The 16,631-nt window shown below is 70.0% G+C and carries 17 protein-coding genes; 12 read left to right on the forward strand and 5 right to left on the reverse strand.

Annotated elements, in window-relative coordinates; translation table 11 throughout:
- Positions 1-31: 31 nt before the first annotated feature.
- Both KV102_RS11175 and KV102_RS11180 read left to right on the forward strand, forming a co-directional pair.
- On the forward strand, positions 32-1,078 hold the full coding sequence (locus tag KV102_RS11175; protein WP_220346333.1) for a hypothetical protein: 1,047 nt from the start codon (positions 32-34) through the stop codon (positions 1,076-1,078).
- A gap of 53 nt (positions 1,079-1,131) precedes the next feature.
- On the forward strand, positions 1,132-1,509 hold the full coding sequence (locus KV102_RS11180; protein WP_220343791.1) for an MmcQ/YjbR family DNA-binding protein: 378 nt from the start codon (positions 1,132-1,134) through the stop codon (positions 1,507-1,509).
- On the opposite strand, the gene KV102_RS11185 is transcribed toward KV102_RS11180, so the two are convergent.
- Together KV102_RS11185 and KV102_RS11190 are read right to left on the reverse strand one after the other, a co-directional pair.
- Positions 1,506-2,087 carry a bifunctional 2-polyprenyl-6-hydroxyphenol methylase/3-demethylubiquinol 3-O-methyltransferase UbiG gene (locus KV102_RS11185; protein WP_220346334.1) on the reverse strand — a complete coding sequence of 194 codons (582 nt, stop codon included), beginning with the start codon at positions 2,085-2,087 and terminating at the stop codon, positions 1,506-1,508. The two genes, KV102_RS11180 and KV102_RS11185, sit on opposite strands and share 4 nt — an antisense overlap.
- 23 nt (positions 2,088-2,110) lie before the next feature.
- A complete protein-coding gene (locus tag KV102_RS11190) occupies positions 2,111-2,926 on the reverse strand; it encodes a DUF1206 domain-containing protein (protein ID WP_220346599.1) in 816 nt (271 codons plus the stop codon).
- Between the two features lie 94 nt (positions 2,927-3,020).
- On the opposite strand from KV102_RS11190, the gene KV102_RS11195 reads away from it, so the two are divergent.
- Both KV102_RS11195 and KV102_RS11200 read left to right on the forward strand, forming a co-directional pair.
- Positions 3,021-4,550: an APC family permease gene (locus KV102_RS11195; RefSeq protein ID WP_220346335.1), complete on the forward strand. Its 1,530-nt coding sequence runs from the start codon at positions 3,021-3,023 to the stop codon at positions 4,548-4,550.
- A gap of 13 nt (positions 4,551-4,563) precedes the next feature.
- On the forward strand, positions 4,564-4,776 hold the full coding sequence (locus tag KV102_RS11200) for a hypothetical protein (protein WP_220343794.1): 213 nt from the start codon (positions 4,564-4,566) through the stop codon (positions 4,774-4,776).
- A gap of 24 nt (positions 4,777-4,800) precedes the next feature.
- Here the strand turns inward: KV102_RS11200 and KV102_RS11205 are convergent, their stop codons facing one another.
- Positions 4,801-5,331 (reverse strand): DUF1269 domain-containing protein, encoded by a 531-nt coding sequence (locus tag KV102_RS11205; protein ID WP_220343795.1) that lies wholly within the window; start codon positions 5,329-5,331, stop codon positions 4,801-4,803.
- A gap of 83 nt (positions 5,332-5,414) precedes the next feature.
- Between KV102_RS11205 and KV102_RS11210 the strand changes: the two genes are divergently transcribed.
- Positions 5,415-7,406: a thioredoxin domain-containing protein gene (locus KV102_RS11210; RefSeq protein ID WP_220346336.1), complete on the forward strand. Its 1,992-nt coding sequence runs from the start codon at positions 5,415-5,417 to the stop codon at positions 7,404-7,406.
- A gap of 13 nt (positions 7,407-7,419) precedes the next feature.
- Here the strand turns inward: KV102_RS11210 and KV102_RS11215 are convergent, their stop codons facing one another.
- Positions 7,420-7,974, reverse strand: a complete 555-nt coding sequence (locus KV102_RS11215; RefSeq protein WP_220343797.1) for a Uma2 family endonuclease — start codon at positions 7,972-7,974, stop codon at positions 7,420-7,422.
- A gap of 17 nt (positions 7,975-7,991) precedes the next feature.
- Positions 7,992-8,690 (reverse strand): hemolysin III family protein, encoded by a 699-nt coding sequence (locus KV102_RS11220; protein ID WP_220343798.1) that lies wholly within the window; start codon positions 8,688-8,690, stop codon positions 7,992-7,994.
- A gap of 64 nt (positions 8,691-8,754) precedes the next feature.
- On the opposite strand from KV102_RS11220, the gene KV102_RS11225 reads away from it, so the two are divergent.
- The 7 genes from KV102_RS11225 (at position 8,755) to KV102_RS11255 (ending at position 16,620) form a co-directional block, all read left to right on the forward strand.
- The gene (locus KV102_RS11225) at positions 8,755-9,516 is read left to right on the forward strand and encodes an isoprenyl transferase (protein WP_220343799.1); all 762 of its coding nucleotides are present in this window, start codon (positions 8,755-8,757) and stop codon (positions 9,514-9,516) included.
- 272 nt (positions 9,517-9,788) lie between these two features.
- Positions 9,789-11,090 carry a PhoH family protein gene (locus KV102_RS11230; protein WP_308289423.1) on the forward strand — a complete coding sequence of 434 codons (1,302 nt, stop codon included), beginning with the start codon at positions 9,789-9,791 and terminating at the stop codon, positions 11,088-11,090.
- Positions 11,091-11,219: 129 nt separating this feature from the next.
- Positions 11,220-12,545, forward strand: coding sequence for an extracellular solute-binding protein (locus KV102_RS11235; protein WP_220346337.1), 1,326 nt, complete (start codon positions 11,220-11,222; stop codon positions 12,543-12,545).
- Between the two features lie 16 nt (positions 12,546-12,561).
- A complete protein-coding gene (locus KV102_RS11240; RefSeq protein ID WP_220343802.1) occupies positions 12,562-13,506 on the forward strand; it encodes a carbohydrate ABC transporter permease in 945 nt (314 codons plus the stop codon).
- Between the two features lies 1 nt (position 13,507).
- Positions 13,508-14,506, forward strand: coding sequence for a carbohydrate ABC transporter permease (locus KV102_RS11245; RefSeq protein ID WP_220343803.1), 999 nt, complete (start codon positions 13,508-13,510; stop codon positions 14,504-14,506).
- Positions 14,507-14,511: 5 nt separating this feature from the next.
- The gene (locus KV102_RS11250; protein WP_220343804.1) at positions 14,512-15,762 is read left to right on the forward strand and encodes an ABC transporter ATP-binding protein; all 1,251 of its coding nucleotides are present in this window, start codon (positions 14,512-14,514) and stop codon (positions 15,760-15,762) included.
- 144 nt (positions 15,763-15,906) lie between these two features.
- Positions 15,907-16,620 (forward strand): lytic transglycosylase domain-containing protein, encoded by a 714-nt coding sequence (locus KV102_RS11255; protein ID WP_220346338.1) that lies wholly within the window; start codon positions 15,907-15,909, stop codon positions 16,618-16,620.
- Positions 16,621-16,631 lie beyond the last annotated feature (11 nt).

The raw sequence follows: 16,631 nt of genomic DNA on the forward strand, positions 1-16,631 counted from the left end.
CAGCCCCGGGCGGCGCGTCGAAGGAGAGCACATGAGTGCACACACCCGTACGGGAGCCCTGATGGCGATGTCCGCCGCCGGGGCCCTGGTGGCGAGCCTGATGACCGTCGCCCCCGCGAGCGCTCAGGGCGCCAGCCCCGACGAACGCACGGCCGGCTCGGACGCCCGGCAGGCGACGACGCACATCGTCAGAGGGCTCGACAACGTCCGTCAGATCAGCTTCACGGCCTCCGGTCGGTTGCTGGTCAGCGAGGCCGGGCACGGAAGGTGGGGCCGCGGCGCCTGCCGTCCGGGCGGGACCTCGGATGCCGACTGCATCGGACGCACCGGGCGGATCCGGTCGATGACCGCCGCAGGCACGAAGCGGCGCACGGTCGCCAGCCGCCTCCCGTCCAACCGCACGGCGTTCGAGACCTTCGCCGCCGGTGTCGCGGGGGTCGATCGGCGGCCCGGTGGCTCGGTCTACGCCACGTTCAGCACGTACGCCCCCGGCAAGTACGCGGGCAAGGTCGTCCGTGTCACCAAGCGCGGGAAGCTGCGCGTCGTCGCCAGGCCGAGGTTCGACGGACGACGCGCTGACCCCGGCGACGTCGTGGCGCTGCGCCGTCAGGTCCTCGTGCTCGACCACCTGTCGAAGACGGTGCTCCGGCTCCGCAACGGCAGGCTGCGCACCTGGTACCGCGCCCCGCGGCCGGCCGGCGCGCCCAACGCTCCCGTCGTGAACGCCCTCTCGCACGGCGCGGACGGCCGTGTCTACGCCGTGGTCGCCGAGGACTCGTCGACCAACGCGCCGACGCGCGTCGTCCGGCTCAACGCCGCCGGACGGACGCTGCGCACCTGGGTGACCCCGCAGCCGGTCAGCGAAGCCACGGCGACGTCCGACGGCGTGGTGTGGGTCGACGAGATCGAGGGACCGATCCGGCGCGTCGACGGGGCCGGCCCGTCGTTCGCCGTCCCGAGCTCCGGCTCGCTGGCTGCTCGCGGCACGCGCCTCTACGCGACGGCGCATGCGTGGAACACGCGTCGGTCGTACCCGCCGGGGTCTCCCGCCGGGCAGGTGTGGAGGCTCACGCCGTAGGTGGTGCGGGACTGTCAGTGCGGAGTGTCAGTCCCGTAGGAGAAGGTGATGCGGTGGCTGCCCGACCCGACGTCCCCCTCGAGATGCTCGACCGGATCCGTGAGGCGCTCTCAGGTCTCCCGTCGTGCGTCGAGGAGGACGCTTGGGTGGGAGTCCGCTGGCGCGTGGGCTCCGCGACGGTCGCCCACGTGTTCGGTGGCGAGGACGGGTTGTTCCGGATCACCTTCCGGGCCGAGCGCGACGAGCTGATGGCTTTCGAGCGACTCGGCCCGCCCTACTTCCGCGGGGAGTGGGGAGACAACGTCGTCGGGATGCTCCTCGACGACGAGACCGACTGGGACGAGCTGAGCGAGCTCCTCGTGGACGCCTACTGCGTGCAGGCGCCCGCTCGGCTCGTCGCCCAGGTCCAGCGCCCCGACGAGGTGTCCTAGGCCGGGAACTCGCGGGCCACCGCGAGGACGTCGTACGCGGTGCCGTCGGGCGTGACGCGCTCGACGTGGCGCAGGTCGAGCACCTCCAGGCTGTCGAGCGCGCCGGCCAGCGAGGCCACGGTCGGAAGCACCGCCGCCGAACGCGGCCCGCCGACGCCGTAGACGAGATTCTCCCGAGCATGCCCCAGATAGACGAGCCGCCCTCGCGGGGTCAACCACGTCCGGGCCTGGTCGAGGACGGTGCGCAGCTGCTGGCTCTGGAAGTAGGCGATGAGCACGAGGTCGTACCGTCGGCCCGGCTCCCAGGCGAGCGCGTCGCCGACGATCCACCGCACCGCACCACCGACGTCTCCCCACCGTCGTTGTGCGGCGGTGATCGCGACGGGGGAGAAGTCGACCGCGTCGACCTGCCAGCCCTGCCCGGCGAGCCAGGCGGCGTGACGTCCGTCGCCGCACGCGAGGTCGAGTGCGTCCCCGGACGTCGACGCCCCCAACGCCTGGGCGATCGTGGCGTTGGGGGCGTCGCCGAACGGAGACGGCTGCTCGGTGTAGCGGCTGTCCCAGGCGTGCGAGTCCATCCCCGCAGCCTAGGCAGCCGGACTCACCGGCGCTTGACGTAGCGCGCCCAGCCGAAGCAGTAGGCGCCGAAGGCCGCGAGGCCCAGGGCCACGAGGATGAGCAGGACTGGGCCGAAGGGCTGGTCGCGGAGCGTCTTGAGCGCATCGTCGAGACCGCCCGCCTTGTCGGCGTCGTAGTCGATGGCGGCAATGATGAACAGCAGGCCGACGATGCCGAGGGCGATGCCCTTTGCGGTGTAGCCGACCTGGCCGAGCCGGACGAGCGCGGTGCCGCTGCTGCCGCTCGTCGCCTGCGGCTTGAGGTCGTGCTCGAACCGGCGGGTCACACCGCGGTAGATCTGGTAGGCGCCGGCGGCCATGATTGCGAGACCGATGAGACCGACGAGCCAGCGGCCTGCGGGGGCACTCATCACCTGCGCGGTGAAGCCCTCCTCGCTGTTGCCGCCGCCGCCGCCCGAACCGCTGGCCGACTTGAACGCGAGCACGGCGAGGAAGCCGTACAGGACAGCGAGAGCCGCCGCCTCGACCTTCTTGACGATCTTCTTCGTGCCGTCCTCGTCCTGGAAGCCCCAGATGGCGTCGGAGAGCTTCCAGAAGATGAGCGCCACGAACCCGACCGCGGTGATCCAGAGGATGACGACGCCCACCGGGTCGTCGGACAGCGTCTTCATCGCTCCGCCCTGGCTGGCCTCGCCGCCACCGCCGAGCGCAACCTGGATCGCGATCCATGCGATGAGGAGATGAACGATCCCGTAGGCGATGAGGCCGATCTTGGCGCCGGTCTCGAGGGCCTTGCTGTTGCGGACGCCGCGGCCCGCCTGCTTGGTGTTGCTGGTCATGTTTGGCACGGACGCAGCCTGCCACCTCCCGCAGGGGCTGTCAGGACGAGGGAGCTCCCCTGACAGAACGGCGACGGAACTCTACCGTCGAGCGATGAGCATCACACGGAGGAAGGCGGTCGAGGACGTCGTCCATCAGAACGACGCCCCGCCCGCCGACGGCACCGCCGACGGCAGCGCCGGCGCGCAGACCGCCTCCGAGGGCAGGTTGCGCCAGAACCTCCAGGCCCGTGACCTCATCGGCTTCGGCATCGGGATCGTCATCGGCACCGGGATCTTCACCCTCACCGGGCTCCAGGCCAAGGAGAACGCCGGACCCGCCGTGATGGTCTCGTTCCTGATCGCCGGCTTCGTGAGCCTGCTCGCCGCCCTCTGCTATGCGGAGCTCGCGGCAGCCGTGCCGACGGCGGGCAGCTCCTACACGTACGCCTACACCACCATCGGGGAGGTCTTCGCCTGGGTGATCGCCTGGGACCTCGTCCTCGAGTTCGCGCTCGGCGCGGCGGTGGTGGCACGCGGCTGGTCGGGCTACCTCGCCGGCGTGTTCAACCTGCCGGACCGGTGGTTCGCCGAGGAGGGATCGGTCGTCAACGTCGGAGCGATCGGCATCGTCCTCGTGCTCGGCTGGGTGGCGATCCGCGGGATCCGCGAGTCCAAGTGGCTCACGAACGGACTCGTGGTGATCAAGGTGTCGATCTGTGTCTTCGTGATCGCGGTCGGCGCGTTCCACATCCGGCCCGAGAACCTGGTGCCCTTCGTCCCGCCGGCCGAGCCGAGCTCCGACGGGACGGCAGAGGGGATCCGCGCACCGCTCTGGCAGTTCCTCTCCGGCGTCGAGCCGACGCAGTTCGGCATCGCCGGCGTGCTCGTGGCTGCCGCCGTGGTCTTCTTCGCCTACTCCGGGTTCGAGGCGGTGGCCAACCTCGGCGAGGAGACGCGCAAGCCTGCCCGCGACATGCCGCTCGGTCTGCTGGGGACGATCGGGATCTGCACCGTCCTCTACGTCGGCGTGTGCCTGGTGGTCACCGGGCTGGTCGACTACCGCGACCTCAGCGAGAGCGACGCGGTCGCCGACGTGTTCGACCAGGTCGGCCTGGAGTGGGCGGGTCTGCTCATCGGGATCGCCGCCGTCGCCGGTCTCACCTCGGTGATCCTCGTCGACCTCGTGGCCATGGGGCGCATCGGGTTCGCTCTCGCCCGCGACGGACTGCTGCCACCGGTCGTCGGGCGTGTGCACCCACGGTGGGGCACCCCGGTGCTGATGACCGGGGTCACGGTGGGCGCGGTGGCGCTCCTCGCCGGCCTCGTGCCCATCTCCGTGTTGGCGGAGATGGTCAGCATCGGGACGCTCTTCGCGTTCGTGGTCGTCTCGATCGCGGTGGTGGTCCTGCGTCGTACCAGTCCGGACATGCCACGTCCGTTCCGTACGCCGCTGGTTCCCCTCGTGCCGGTCGTCGCGGTCGTCTGCTGCCTCGGGCTGATGGCGAGCCTCGCCGTGGAGACCTGGCTGCGGTTCCTCGTCTGGCTGCTGCTGGGCTTCGTGGTCTACTTCGGGTACGGCCACCGCCACGCGCGCCTGGCGCACCAGCACGGACGCGAGGACGTCAGGGACGCGCGGCCCTGAGAGGAGCTCAGCGATGCCGCCCCAGGACTCGCCCGTCCCGACCGAGTACCCCGAGGAGATCGGCCGTACGGCTCGACGCCAGCTGGCGTCGAGCGGCTACACCACGTACGACCAGCTGACGACGGTCTCACGCAAGGACCTGCTCGCGATCCACGGCGTCGGGCCGAAGGCCGTGCGCATCCTGGGCGAGGAGCTCGCCTCGCGGGGCCAGTCGTTCGACGGGTGACCGACGCGACGAGAGGCCGCTCCGTCAGGCCTTGCTGGCCTCGTCGATCTCGGCCTCGATCGCCTTCTCGTCCGCGCGCAGCTCCTTCTTCATCGTCTTGGCGGCCTTCTTGACCACGCGCTCGACGTGCGCCTCCATGTCGGTGGCCGCAACCACGACGAGCCCGCTCTGGCCGTCGTCGAGGAGCTCGCCGAGGTCCTTGAGGTCACCGCGGCTCATGCCTCGCGAGACGTGGCCCGCGAGCGCGCCCACGCCCGCCCCTGCCGCGCCGCCGGCGAGGAGGCTGCCGGCGAGCGCGACCGCCGGGAAGAGCGCCACCAGCGCGCCGCCGACCAGACCGATCCCGAGCCCGCCCCACGCTCCGCGGCGCGTCGGCTGCTCGTGCTTCTTGACGATCTTGACCGTGCCGTCGTCGTGCTTGGAGATGACGGCGGCGTCGTAGGTGTCGATCAGACCACTCTCCCGATAGACCTCCTTGACCGCCTCGTAGTCGGCGACCGCGTCGTCCTCGCTGTCGTAGCTCGCGGCGAGAACCATCATCGTGTCGAGTGCCATCGGGTCTCCTTCGGTGGTGCTGGATGCCCCACGCTACGGAGCATCGGCGGCCGCGCATCCTGGATCGTGCCTAGGCTGAGGGCATGGCGAACCTACTGAGCCGAGCCACCAGCCCGTACCTCCTGCAGCACGCCGAGAACCCGGTCGACTGGCACGAGTGGGGTGACGAGGCGCTCGCGCTCGCGGCCGAGCGCGACGTGCCCGTGCTGCTCAGCGTCGGCTACGCCGCGTGCCACTGGTGCCACGTGATGGCCCACGAGTCGTTCGAGGACGAGGCGACCGCGGCCTATCTCAACGAGCACTTCGTGCCGGTCAAGGTCGACCGGGAGGAGCGCCCCGACGTCGACGCGGTCTACATGCGGGCCACGACGGCGATGACCGGTCAGGGCGGATGGCCGATGACGGTCGTCCTCACCCCGGCGGGCGACCCGTTCTTCGCGGGCACCTACTTCCCACCCGAGCCCCGGCACGGGATGCCGGCCTTCCGGCAGGTGCTCGAGGCTGTCGTCGACGTCTGGGAGGAGCGCCGCGGCGACGTCGACCGGATCAGTGCGCAGGTCGTCTCCCACCTCGGTGCGCTCGAGGCGGGGGACGGTCCCGCGCTCGACGCGGACGCCCTCGACCAGGCGGTCCGCGGCCTCGCCGGGCAGTACGACGCCGCCCGCGGCGGGTTCGGCGGCGCGCCGAAGTTCCCCCCGTCGATGTGCCTGGAGTTCCTCCTGCGGGCTGCGGCACGGACCGGGTCGGCGGACGCCCTCGCGATGGCCGAGCACACCTGTGACGCGATGGCACGCGGCGGCATGTACGACCAGCTCGGTGGGGGCTTCGCGCGTTACAGCGTCGACGCAGGGTGGGTCGTCCCGCACTTCGAGAAGATGCTGTACGACAACGCGCTCCTGCTGCGCGTCTATCTGCACCTGTGGCGCCAGACCGGTTCGCCGCTGGCCCTGCGGGTGGTCCGGGAGACCGCCGACTTCCTCCTGACCGACCTCGCGACGGCCGAGGGCGGGTTCGCCTCCGCCCTCGACGCCGACACCGAGGGCGTCGAGGGGGCGACCTACGTCTGGACCCCGGAGCAGCTCGTCGAGGTGCTCGGTGACGACGACGGCGCCTGGGCCGCCCGGCTCCTGTCGGTCACGACCGGTGGCACGTTCGAGGACGGTGCCTCCACGCTGCAGCTGCGGGAGGACCCCGACGACCCGGCTCGCTGGGCGTCGGTCCGTGAGCGTCTCGTCACCGCCCGGGCGACCCGGCCCGCGCCCGCCCGCGACGACAAGGTCGTCGCGGCGTGGAACGGTCTCGCCGTGACTGCGCTGGCCGAGGCCGGTGTGCTTCTCGAGGAGCCGGACTACTGCGACGCCGCTGTCGTGGCGGCCACGCTGCTCGCCACGGTGCACACCGATGCTGCCGACAGGTTGCTGCGGACCTCGCGCGACGGGGTGCCGTCGACCAACGCCGGCGTGCTCGACGACTACGGCTGCGTGGCGGAGGCCTACCTCGCGGTCCTGGGCATCACCGGCGAGGCCGTCTGGCTGGAGCGGGCCACCGGCCTCCTCGACACGGTGCTGGACCACTTCCGGGTCCCCGGGGATGCCGGCGTGACCGGGTTCTACGACACCGCCGACGACGCGCAGCGGCTGGTCGTACGCCCTCGCGACCTCGCGGACAACGCCGCGCCGTCAGGGACGTCGTCGGCGGCGGCGGCGTTCGTGGCGGCTGCCGCCGTCACGGGGGAGGACCGCTACCGCAGCGGCGCCGAGGACGCGGTGCGGTCGGCGTCCGCCCTCGCCACCGGGTCGCCGCGGTTCGCCGGCTGGACGCTGGCGGCCGCGGAGGCGCTGTTGGCCGGCCCGCTGGAGATCGCCGTCGTGGGCGAGGGCGAGGCGGCGGCGCGGCTCCACCGCGCCGCTCTCTCGCTCCCGTCACCGGGAGCCGTGGTGGTGGCGGGTCCGGTCGGTACGCCGGTGCCGCTGTTCGCGTACAAGGACCTCGTCGACGGAACGCCGGCGGCCTACGTGTGCCGGGGCTTCGCGTGCGAGCGGCCCGTGACCGATCCGTCCCAGCTGCGCGGTTGACTCCTCCGGGTGCTCAGCCGAGGAGGTCCGACGGCGACAGCGTCACGGGGAACGGGCGCTCGAAGGTCGCCGACTCGTCGCCCACGATCCGCTTCATCTCGCCGAACTCGCCGCCCTCGAGCTCCCACCAGGTCAGCGACCGCTCGTACGGGTCGGGGTCGACCACCCAGTACGAGCCGGCGCCGGCGAACTCGTAGCGCGACCGCTTGAGCAGCAGGTCGATGCTGCGCGTGCTCGGCGAGATCACCTCCACGGCGAGCACTGGGGGCGCGGAGAGGACCCGGCCTTCGACGTCCGCGCGGCGTGCCACGACCACGTCGGGCCGGACCACCGAGTCCTCGGCGAGGACGACGTCGAGGGGCGAGACGAAGACCTTCATCTCCGGCGGGCACGACGCCCGCATCAGGACGGTCAGCTCCAGCACGGCTTCTTGGTGCTCCGGAGAGGGCGCGGGAGTGATGATCAGTGAGCCGTCGATGAGCTCGTAGCGGCGACCGTCGTCGGGGAGCGTGTCCAGGTCGGCACGCGTCAGCGGCCTCCCCGGTGGAAGGCCGATGGGGTGCGTCATGACGCCAGCCTAGGCGCCTACACCGAGTAGGCGGCCAGCGAGACACCGATGTAGTGCACGACGAAGGCCGCGATCGTCAGGCTGTGGAACACCTCGTGGAACCCGAACCAGCGCGGATACGGGTCGGGATAGCGCAACCCGTACACGAGCGCGCCCAGCGAGTAGAGCGCCCCGCCGACGATGATCAGCACCAGCACGGCCGTCGAGGAGGCTGCGGCGAAGTCCTCGAGCCAGAAGAGCGCGGCCCACCCGAGCAGCACGTAGATCGGGGTGTAGAGCCACCGTGGCGCGTGGACCCACAGGACCCGGAACAGCACCCCGCCGATGGCACCCGTCCACACCAGGGTCAGGAGCAGGGCCGCCTCGCGGGGCTCGAGAAGGATGAGGGCGAACGGCGTGTAGGAGCCCGCGATGAGCAGGAAGATGTTGGCGTGGTCGAGGCGCTTGAGCAGCACCTCGGCACGAGGGCCCCAGCGCCCGAGGTGGTAGACGGCACTGACGCCGAAGAGCAGCAGCGCGCTCGCCATGTAGACGGCCACGCCGGTCTTGGGCCTGGCTCCGGGGGCGAGGACCAGCAGCACCACGAAGGCGACGAGCGCGAGGGGCCAGGTGGCGGCGTGCAGCCAGCCGCGCAGTCTAGGCTTGATCTCGTCGACGGCATCGCGAAGACGATCGCCGACGTCGATTGCCCCGGGATGTCTCTCGTGCTCAGTCACGAGTCGACCCTAGCCAACGCACCTACGCCAGCGTAGGTAACACTCCTCACGGGAGGACGAACCGGTGTCGGTCCGCGACCTGCTCTACACGGCGTACGAGCGTCGGCTCCTCGGCAGGCTGCGCCCCGACCAGGTCCCGGCGCACGTGGGCGTGATCGTCGACGGCAACCGCCGCTGGGCCAGGGGTGCCGGTGGTGACGTCTCGAGCGGCTACCAGGCGGGCGCGGACAAGATCGTCGATTTCCTCGGCTGGTGCGACGACCTCGAGGTGAAGGTCGTCACCTTGTGGTTGCTGTCAACCGAGAACCTGCTGCGTCCCGAGCCCGAGGTCCGTGCGCTGCTGGCCGTGATCGCGAACCTCGTCGACCAGCTCACGGCCTCCCGGCGCTGGCACGTGCGGCTCATCGGCAACCTCGATCTCCTGCCGCCCGACATCGCCCGATCCCTGCAGGACACGGTGGCGTCGACCAGCGACGTCGACGGGATGGAGGTCAACCTCTGCGTGGGGTACGGCGGCCGCCAGGAGCTCGCCGACGCCGTGCGCTCGCTCCTCCGCGAGCAGTCCGAGCAGGGTCGGACGATCGACCAGGTGGCCGAGGTGCTCGACGTCGAGCACATCGCCGACCACCTCTACACCAAGGGTCAGCCCGACCCCGACCTCGTCATCCGGACGTCCGGCGAGCAGCGGTTGTCGGGCTTCCTCCTCTGGCAGAGCGTGCACAGCGAGTTCTACTTCTGCGAGGCGCTCTGGCCGGCGTTCCGGCGGGTGGACTTCCTGCGTGCGATCCGCTCGTACGCCGAGCGCGAGCGCCGCTTCGGACAGTGAGTCGCCCGCCCGCCTGACAGGACGTGTCCACCTGGTGGCGTGTCGCTGTCCAAGGGGACCGCCCGCGTCGTACCGTCGTCTCGTCGACGGGACCACCTCCCGACGGCACCGGGAGGCCCTCCGTGCACCACCGACCGCTCGTCACAGGAGCCGGTCCCGTGTGCACGGCGGGAGGTCGGCCCGCCCCCGGGCCCGCCGCTCCGCAACCGGCTCCATCTGCGAGAGAGTGAGCCGGCGCGGGGATGCGCGTGGGCTCGTACGAGGAGATTGCCGTGGCTGCTGACATCCCCACCACCTACGTGATCGACACCAGCGTGCTTCTCGCCGATCCCCGGGCTCTGACCCGCTTCGCCGAGCACGAGGTCGTCATCCCGGTCGTCGTGATCAGCGAGCTCGAGGCGAAGCGAGCCCATCCCGAGCTGGGCTACTTCGCCCGCGGCGCGCTGCGTCTCCTCGACGAGCTGCGTGTCCGCCACGGCACGCTCGACCGCGCGATCTCGGTCAACGACGAGGGCGGCACGGTGCGCGTCGAGCTCAACCACACCGACTGCAGCTCGCTGCCGTCAGGGTTCCGGCTCGGTGACAACGACACGCGCATCCTCTCGGTGGCCAAGAACCTCGCCGACGAGGGCCGCGACGTCACGCTCGTCTCCAAGGACCTGCCCATGCGGGTCAAGGCGTCAGCCGTCGGGCTGGCGTCCGAGGAATACCGCGCCGAGCTCGCGCTGGAGTCCGGGTGGACGGGCATGGTCGAGCTCGAGGTCCCCGCAGAGGATGTTGCCGACCTCTACGACCGGGGCGTCGCCGACCTCCCCGACGCGCGGGAGCTGCCGTGCCACACGGGCCTCGTGCTGCTGTCGTCGCGGGGGAGCGCCCTCGGCCGGGTCACCGCCGACAAGCGGGTCAGGCTCGTCCGCGGCGACCGTGAGGCGTTCGGGATCCACGGCCGCTCGGCCGAGCAGCGGGTCGCGCTCGACCTCCTCCTCGACCCCGAGATCGGGATCGTGTCGATGGGCGGGCGCGCGGGGACCGGCAAGTCCGCACTGGCGCTCTGCGCGGGGCTGGAGGCGGTGATGGAGCGCCGCCTCCACAAGAAGGTCGTGGTCTTCCGCCCGCTGTACGCCGTCGGAGGTCAGGAGCTCGGCTACCTCCCCGGGTCGGAGGCCGAGAAGATGGGCCCGTGGGGACAGGCCGTCTTCGACACCCTCGGTGCGGTCACCTCCGGTGACGTGCTCGAGGAGGTCATCGAGCGCGGCATGCTGGAGGTTCTCCCGCTCACCCACATCAGGGGACGGTCGCTGCACGACGCGTTCGTGATCGTGGACGAGGCGCAGTCGCTCGAGCGCAACGTCCTCCTGACCGTGCTGTCGCGGATCGGCGCGAACTCGCGGGTCGTCCTCACCCACGACGTGGCTCAGCGGGACAACCTGCGCGTCGGCCGCCACGACGGCGTGGTGGCAGTGGTCGAGAAGCTCAAGGGCCACCCGCTCTTCGCCCACGTCACGCTGACCCGGTCGGAGCGTTCGCCGGTCGCGGCGCTGGTCACGGAGATGCTGGAGGATCCGACCCTCTGACCTGGCGGGCGGCCCGGGCTTGGTGCAGCGAAGTCCGGGTCTCTCGGTCTGCGAAAGTCCCACCGCTGTGGTTCAGTATTGACGTCACGTACGCAGGCGTCCGAGCGCCCTTGACGACGGGAGCTGTCGATGAGGATGAGGGCTCGACGGCGGGCCGCGGTGCTCGCCGCCACTGTCATCACGGCTGGCGCTCTCGCGGCGTGCGGAGGAGGCAGCTCCGACAGCGGTACGCCGACCCTGACGTGGTACATCAACCCCGACGTCTCCAACCTCGACCCGTACGTCACCGGCGAGGACGGCAAGCAGACCCCCGGTGGCCAGGCCTATCTGGCGATGAAGTGCGCCAAGGAGTCCAACGGCGCCTACGACATCAAGGTCCAGCTGCTCCCGAACGACGCCTCCCAGCAGCGTGAGCAGCTCGTACGCCGCCTGGCGGCGAAGGACACGTCGATCGACCTGATGAGCCTCGACCCGGCCTTCACCGCCGAGTTCGCCAACGCCGGCTTCCTCGAGCCGATGAGCGAGGAGCAGCAGTCCCAGCTCTCTGAGGGCATGCTCGACGGCGCGATCGAGGCGGCCACCTACGACGACAACCTCGTCGCCGTGCCGCTCTGGTCCAACACCCAGATCCTCTGGTACAAGAAGTCCGTCGCCAAGAAGGCCGGCCTCGACACGAGCGGACCGGTGACGTGGGACCAGGTCATCGCCGCGGCCGAGAAGACCGGGACGACGGTGAGCGTCCAGGCCAAGCGCTACGAGGGCTACTCCGTGTGGATCAACTCCCTCGTCGCAGGCGCCGGTGGACAGATCGTCGAGGATCCCGAGGCTGGCAAGGACGCCAAGATCACCATCGACAGCCCGGCGGGCAAGGCGGCCGCCGAGGTCGTCTCCACGCTGGGCAAGTCCGATGCCGCACCGCCTGCCCTGTCGAACGCGGACGAGGGTGGGTCCGTCGCCGCGTTCTCGGCAGCCGACGGCGGCTTCCTCGTGAACTGGACCTACCTCTACTCCGATCCCAACGTGGCTCCTTTCAAGGAAGACCTCGCCTGGGTCCGCTACCCGCGCACGGTCGCCGACCAGGAGAGCCGTCCACCGATCGGTGGCATCAACATCGGCGTGTCGAGCTATGGAAAGCACCCGGAGCTGGCGTACGAGGCGACCGCGTGCCTCACGTCGGAGGAGAGCCAGAAGACGTACGCCCAGGCCTCGGGCAACCAGCCGGCACGTTCCGCGATCTATGACGAGCCGGAGACGCGCAAGGCCTTCCCGATGGCGCCGTTGTGGCGCGAGAGCATCGACGCCGCGGCCGCGCGGCCGATGACGCCGTACTGGAGCGACATCAGCACCGCGCTCTACTCGAGCTGGCACCCGCCGTCGTCGGTGAACCCCGACAAGACTCCGGCGGAGTCGAAGAGATACATCGAGGACGTCCTTCAGGGCAAGGCGCTGCTGTGAGCGGGAGGCGATGAGGATGACCAGCCCCACGACGTTGGAACCCACCAAGGCGGCGCCTGACAAGGGTCGCCCGGCGAAGGCACGCACGGCTGAGAGCTCCGAGAACCGTCTCGGCTGGAAGCTCGCAGGTCCGGCGGTCGCCGTGATGCTGCTGGTGACCGCGTGGCCGATGCTGCGGGCGCTCTACCTCTCGCTGTTCAGCTACCGGCTGACCGACCCCGACAACCGTGAGCTCGTCGGCATCTCGAACTACGGCGTGGTCCTGTCCGACCCGCTGTGGTGGCGTGCGGTCGGCGTCGCCGTGTTCATCATGGTCGTCACCGTGGCCGTCGAGCTCGTCATCGGCTTCGGCTTCGCGATGGTCATGAACAACATCCTCGTCGCCCGCGGCATCGTCCGAGCCTCGATCCTCGTGCCGTACGGCATCATCACGGTGGTCTCGGCGTACGCATGGCTGTACGCGTTCCAGCCGACGACCGGGTTCGTCAACCAGTGGCTCAACCTCGACCCAGGCACCAACCCGTTCGACGACTTCTGGGGCTCGATCTTCGTCATCTGCCTCGCCGAGATCTGGAAGACGACGCCGTTCGTCTCCCTGCTCCTCCTCGCCGGCCTCTCACAGGTCCCGAACGACGCGATCGAGGCGGCGACGGTCGACGGGGCGACCGCGTGGCAGCGGCTGACCAGGGTCATCCTGCCGTCCATGCGCGGCGCAATCATGGTCGCGGTGCTCTTCCGTGCGCTCGACGCCTACCGCATCTTCGACAGCCCGTTCATCATGACGGGCTTCGCCAACGGCACCGCCCCGCCGTCGGGGCTGGTCTACAACGCCATGATCCAACGCGTCGAGCTCGGCCTCGGGTCGGCCATGTCGGTGCTGCTGTTCCTCTCGGTCCTCATCATCGCCTTCGGGCTGATGAAGCTGTTCCGGGTGGACCTGAGCCAGGTGAGAGGAGACTGACATGTCACCGCGACGGAAGTCCCGGGTGGTGTGGTCGCTGGTCGCGATCGTCATCGGCTTGATCTTCGCCGGTGCCGGGCTCGTCCTGATCGACCGGCCCGACCTCTGGCTCTGGCTGATCGTGGCCACCGTGTTCGTGCTCACCGGCGCCGTCGGCCTCCTGCTCGGCGACACCGCGCCGCACGTCTCGTGGTCGTCCATCGTCGGCGCGGAGCTGATCGTGCTCTACACGCTGACACCGGTCGTCTACCTGCTCTCGCTCTCCCTCAAGGGTGGCAACGCCGACGTCAACCAGGGCGGGTTCCTCCCGCACGACCCCGGCCTCGACAACTACGAGACGGTCTTCAAGTTCGACCTCTTCCAGAGCGCGCTGGTCAACTCGTTCGGCATCTCGGTCATCTCCACGACCATCTCGGTGGTGCTCGCCACGTTCGCGGCGTACGCGATCGCGCGGCTGCGGTTCCGGGGCAAGAAGTTCGTGCTCTCGATGGCGCTCGCGATCGCGATGTTCCCGGTCGTCGCCCTGGTCGGCCCGCTCTTCGACATGTGGCGCGCGATCGGGATCTACGACACGTGGCTCGGTCTGATCATCCCGTACCTGTCGTTCACCCTGCCGATGTCGATCTGGGTGCTGTCGGCGTTCTTCCGCGAGATCCCGTGGGAGATGGAGCAGGCGGCCCAGGTCGACGGTGCCTCGTCGTGGCAGGCGTTCCGGAAGGTGATCGTCCCGCTGGCGGCGCCCGGAGTCTTCACGGCGGCCATCATCACGTTCTTCTTCGCCTGGAACGACTTCGTCTTCGGGATATCTCTGACCTCCACGACACGGGCGATCCCCGTGCCGGCGTCACTGGCGTTCTTCACCGGTGCGTCGCAGTTCGACCAGCCGATCGCAGCGATCGCCGCGGCCTCCGTCGTGGTGACGGTGCCGATCTTCATCATCGTCCTCCTGTTCCAGCGCAAGATCGTCTCCGGGCTCACCTCCGGTGCAGTGAAGGGTTGATCACCATGGCCACCATCGAGATGAAGAACATCGTCAAGCAGTACGGCGACAACGCGCCGGCCGTGAACGATGTCAGCCTCGAGGTCGCCGACGGGGAGTTCATGATCCTTGTCGGTCCCTCCGGCTGCGGGAAGTCGACGCTGCTGCGGATGATCGTCGGCCTCGAGGAGATCACGTCCGGTGACATGATGATCGGCGGCAGGCGGGTCAACGACGAGCCGCCGCGCGACCGCAACCTCGCGATGGTCTTCCAGAACTACGCGCTGTATCCCCACCTCAACGTCTACGAGAACATCGCCTTCCCGCTGCGCCTTCAGAAGGGCATGAAGGACGAAGAGATCGACAAGCGGGTGCGCGATGCCGCGCAGACGCTGGAGCTCACCGAGTTCCTCGACCGCAAGCCGGCCAACATGTCCGGCGGCCAGCGCCAGCGCGTCGCGATGGGGCGGGCGATCGTCAGGGAGGCCCAGGCGTTCCTCTTCGACGAGCCCCTGTCGAACCTCGACGCGAAGCTGCGCGGGCAGATGCGGACCGAGATCGCCCGGTTGCAGCGCAAGCTCGGCGTGACGACGGTCTACGTCACTCACGACCAGACCGAGGCGATGACGCTCGGTGACCGCGTCGCTCTGCTCAAGAAGGGAGTCCTCCAGCAGGTGGCCTCGCCACGCGAGCTGTACGAGGACCCGGTCAACCTGTTCGTCGCCGGGTTCATCGGCTCGCCGCCGATGAACATGCTTCCGGCACGCCCCAACGGGGACCAGCTGGAGCTGCCCTTCGTCTCGTTCACGATGCCGCCGGAGATGGCGAAGGCGGCCGAGGGGCACGAGCTCCTCATCGCCGGTGCGCGTCCCGAGCACTTCACAGACGCCAACGGGCCCCAGGTGCCCGAGGCGAGCGTGCCGTTCTCGGCCACGGTCGACGTGGTGGAGTGGCTGGGCAACGAGCAGTACGCCTACATCCCGTTCGAGGCCCCGTCCGAGGTCAGGTCGACGCTGGACCAGCTCGCCAAGGACCTCGACGGCGAGCGGATGCAGCAGCAGATCGTGGTGACGCTGGACCCGACGACCCGGGTGCGTGAGGGTGACGAGGCGCAGCTCACGATCGACGTCTCCAAGCTGCACCTCTTCGATCCCGAGACCGGGGACAACCTGATGCTGAGCGCTCGTGCGGGGGCTCACACGTCGTCCGACGCCGACGGGTCGTCGGGCGCAGCCACGGGTGGGGCGCACGCCGCGGAGTCCGTCGCGAGGGAGTAGGCCCAGATTCTCAGGAAAGTCCGTTCGTGCAGGTCAGAGGGCGATCTGACCGGATTTTCACTGGTTGTCTGTTTGATCCCGTGATGTTCTCCGCGCATCCTGGGGGTTGCGCTTACCGCGATTCCTTCCCCCGGAGGACCACGAGTGATCGACCCCCGCATGCCCGTGCGCCGTTCTGGTGCCCAGGACGGCCGACGCAAGGCCGAACGCAAACCGCTGACGACACGGCTCCTCACCCGCGCCCGTACGCCGCGCGGTCGGATCGCCGTGGCCGCGGCGGTCGCTGCCTCGGCGGCGATCGTCGGTGGCGCGGCCGTCGGTGCGACCGGTGCACCGCCGGCGACCGAGGTGGAGTCCGTCACCGGGCTGGAAAAGCTGGACCCGCGCTCGAGCCCCTCGAGGGCCGCGGAGCGTGACGACGCCGAGGTCTCGCGATCCGGGGAGCGGCCGGCCCCGCAGAAGGCCGCGCCGAGCCCGTCGATCGCTGACGCGAAGAAGCAGCAGGCTGCAAAGACCGCCCGCGCCGCCCGGATGGCCACCAGGACCGCGCGCATGAAGGACCGCGATCCGCGCCAGATCGCGAAGGCGATGCTCCCCGACTATGGCTTCAGCGGCCAGTTCGGATGCCTCAACGACCTGTGGGTGGGCGAGAGCAACTGGCGCTGGAACGCCGACAACCCGACCTCCAGCGCGTACGGGATCCCGCAGGCCCTGCCCGGCTCCAAGATGGCCTCGGCCGGGGCGGACTGGAAGACGAACCCGGCGACCCAGATCAAGTGGGGGCTGGGCTACATCAAGGACCGCTTCGGCGACCCGTGCTCGGCGTTGGCGTTCAAGAACGCCAACGGCTGGTACTGACGCCGGTCCTG

The sequence above is a fragment of the Mumia sp. zg.B53 genome (genome assembly GCF_019550935.1).
GTDB lineage: Bacteria > Actinomycetota > Actinomycetes > Propionibacteriales > Nocardioidaceae > Mumia.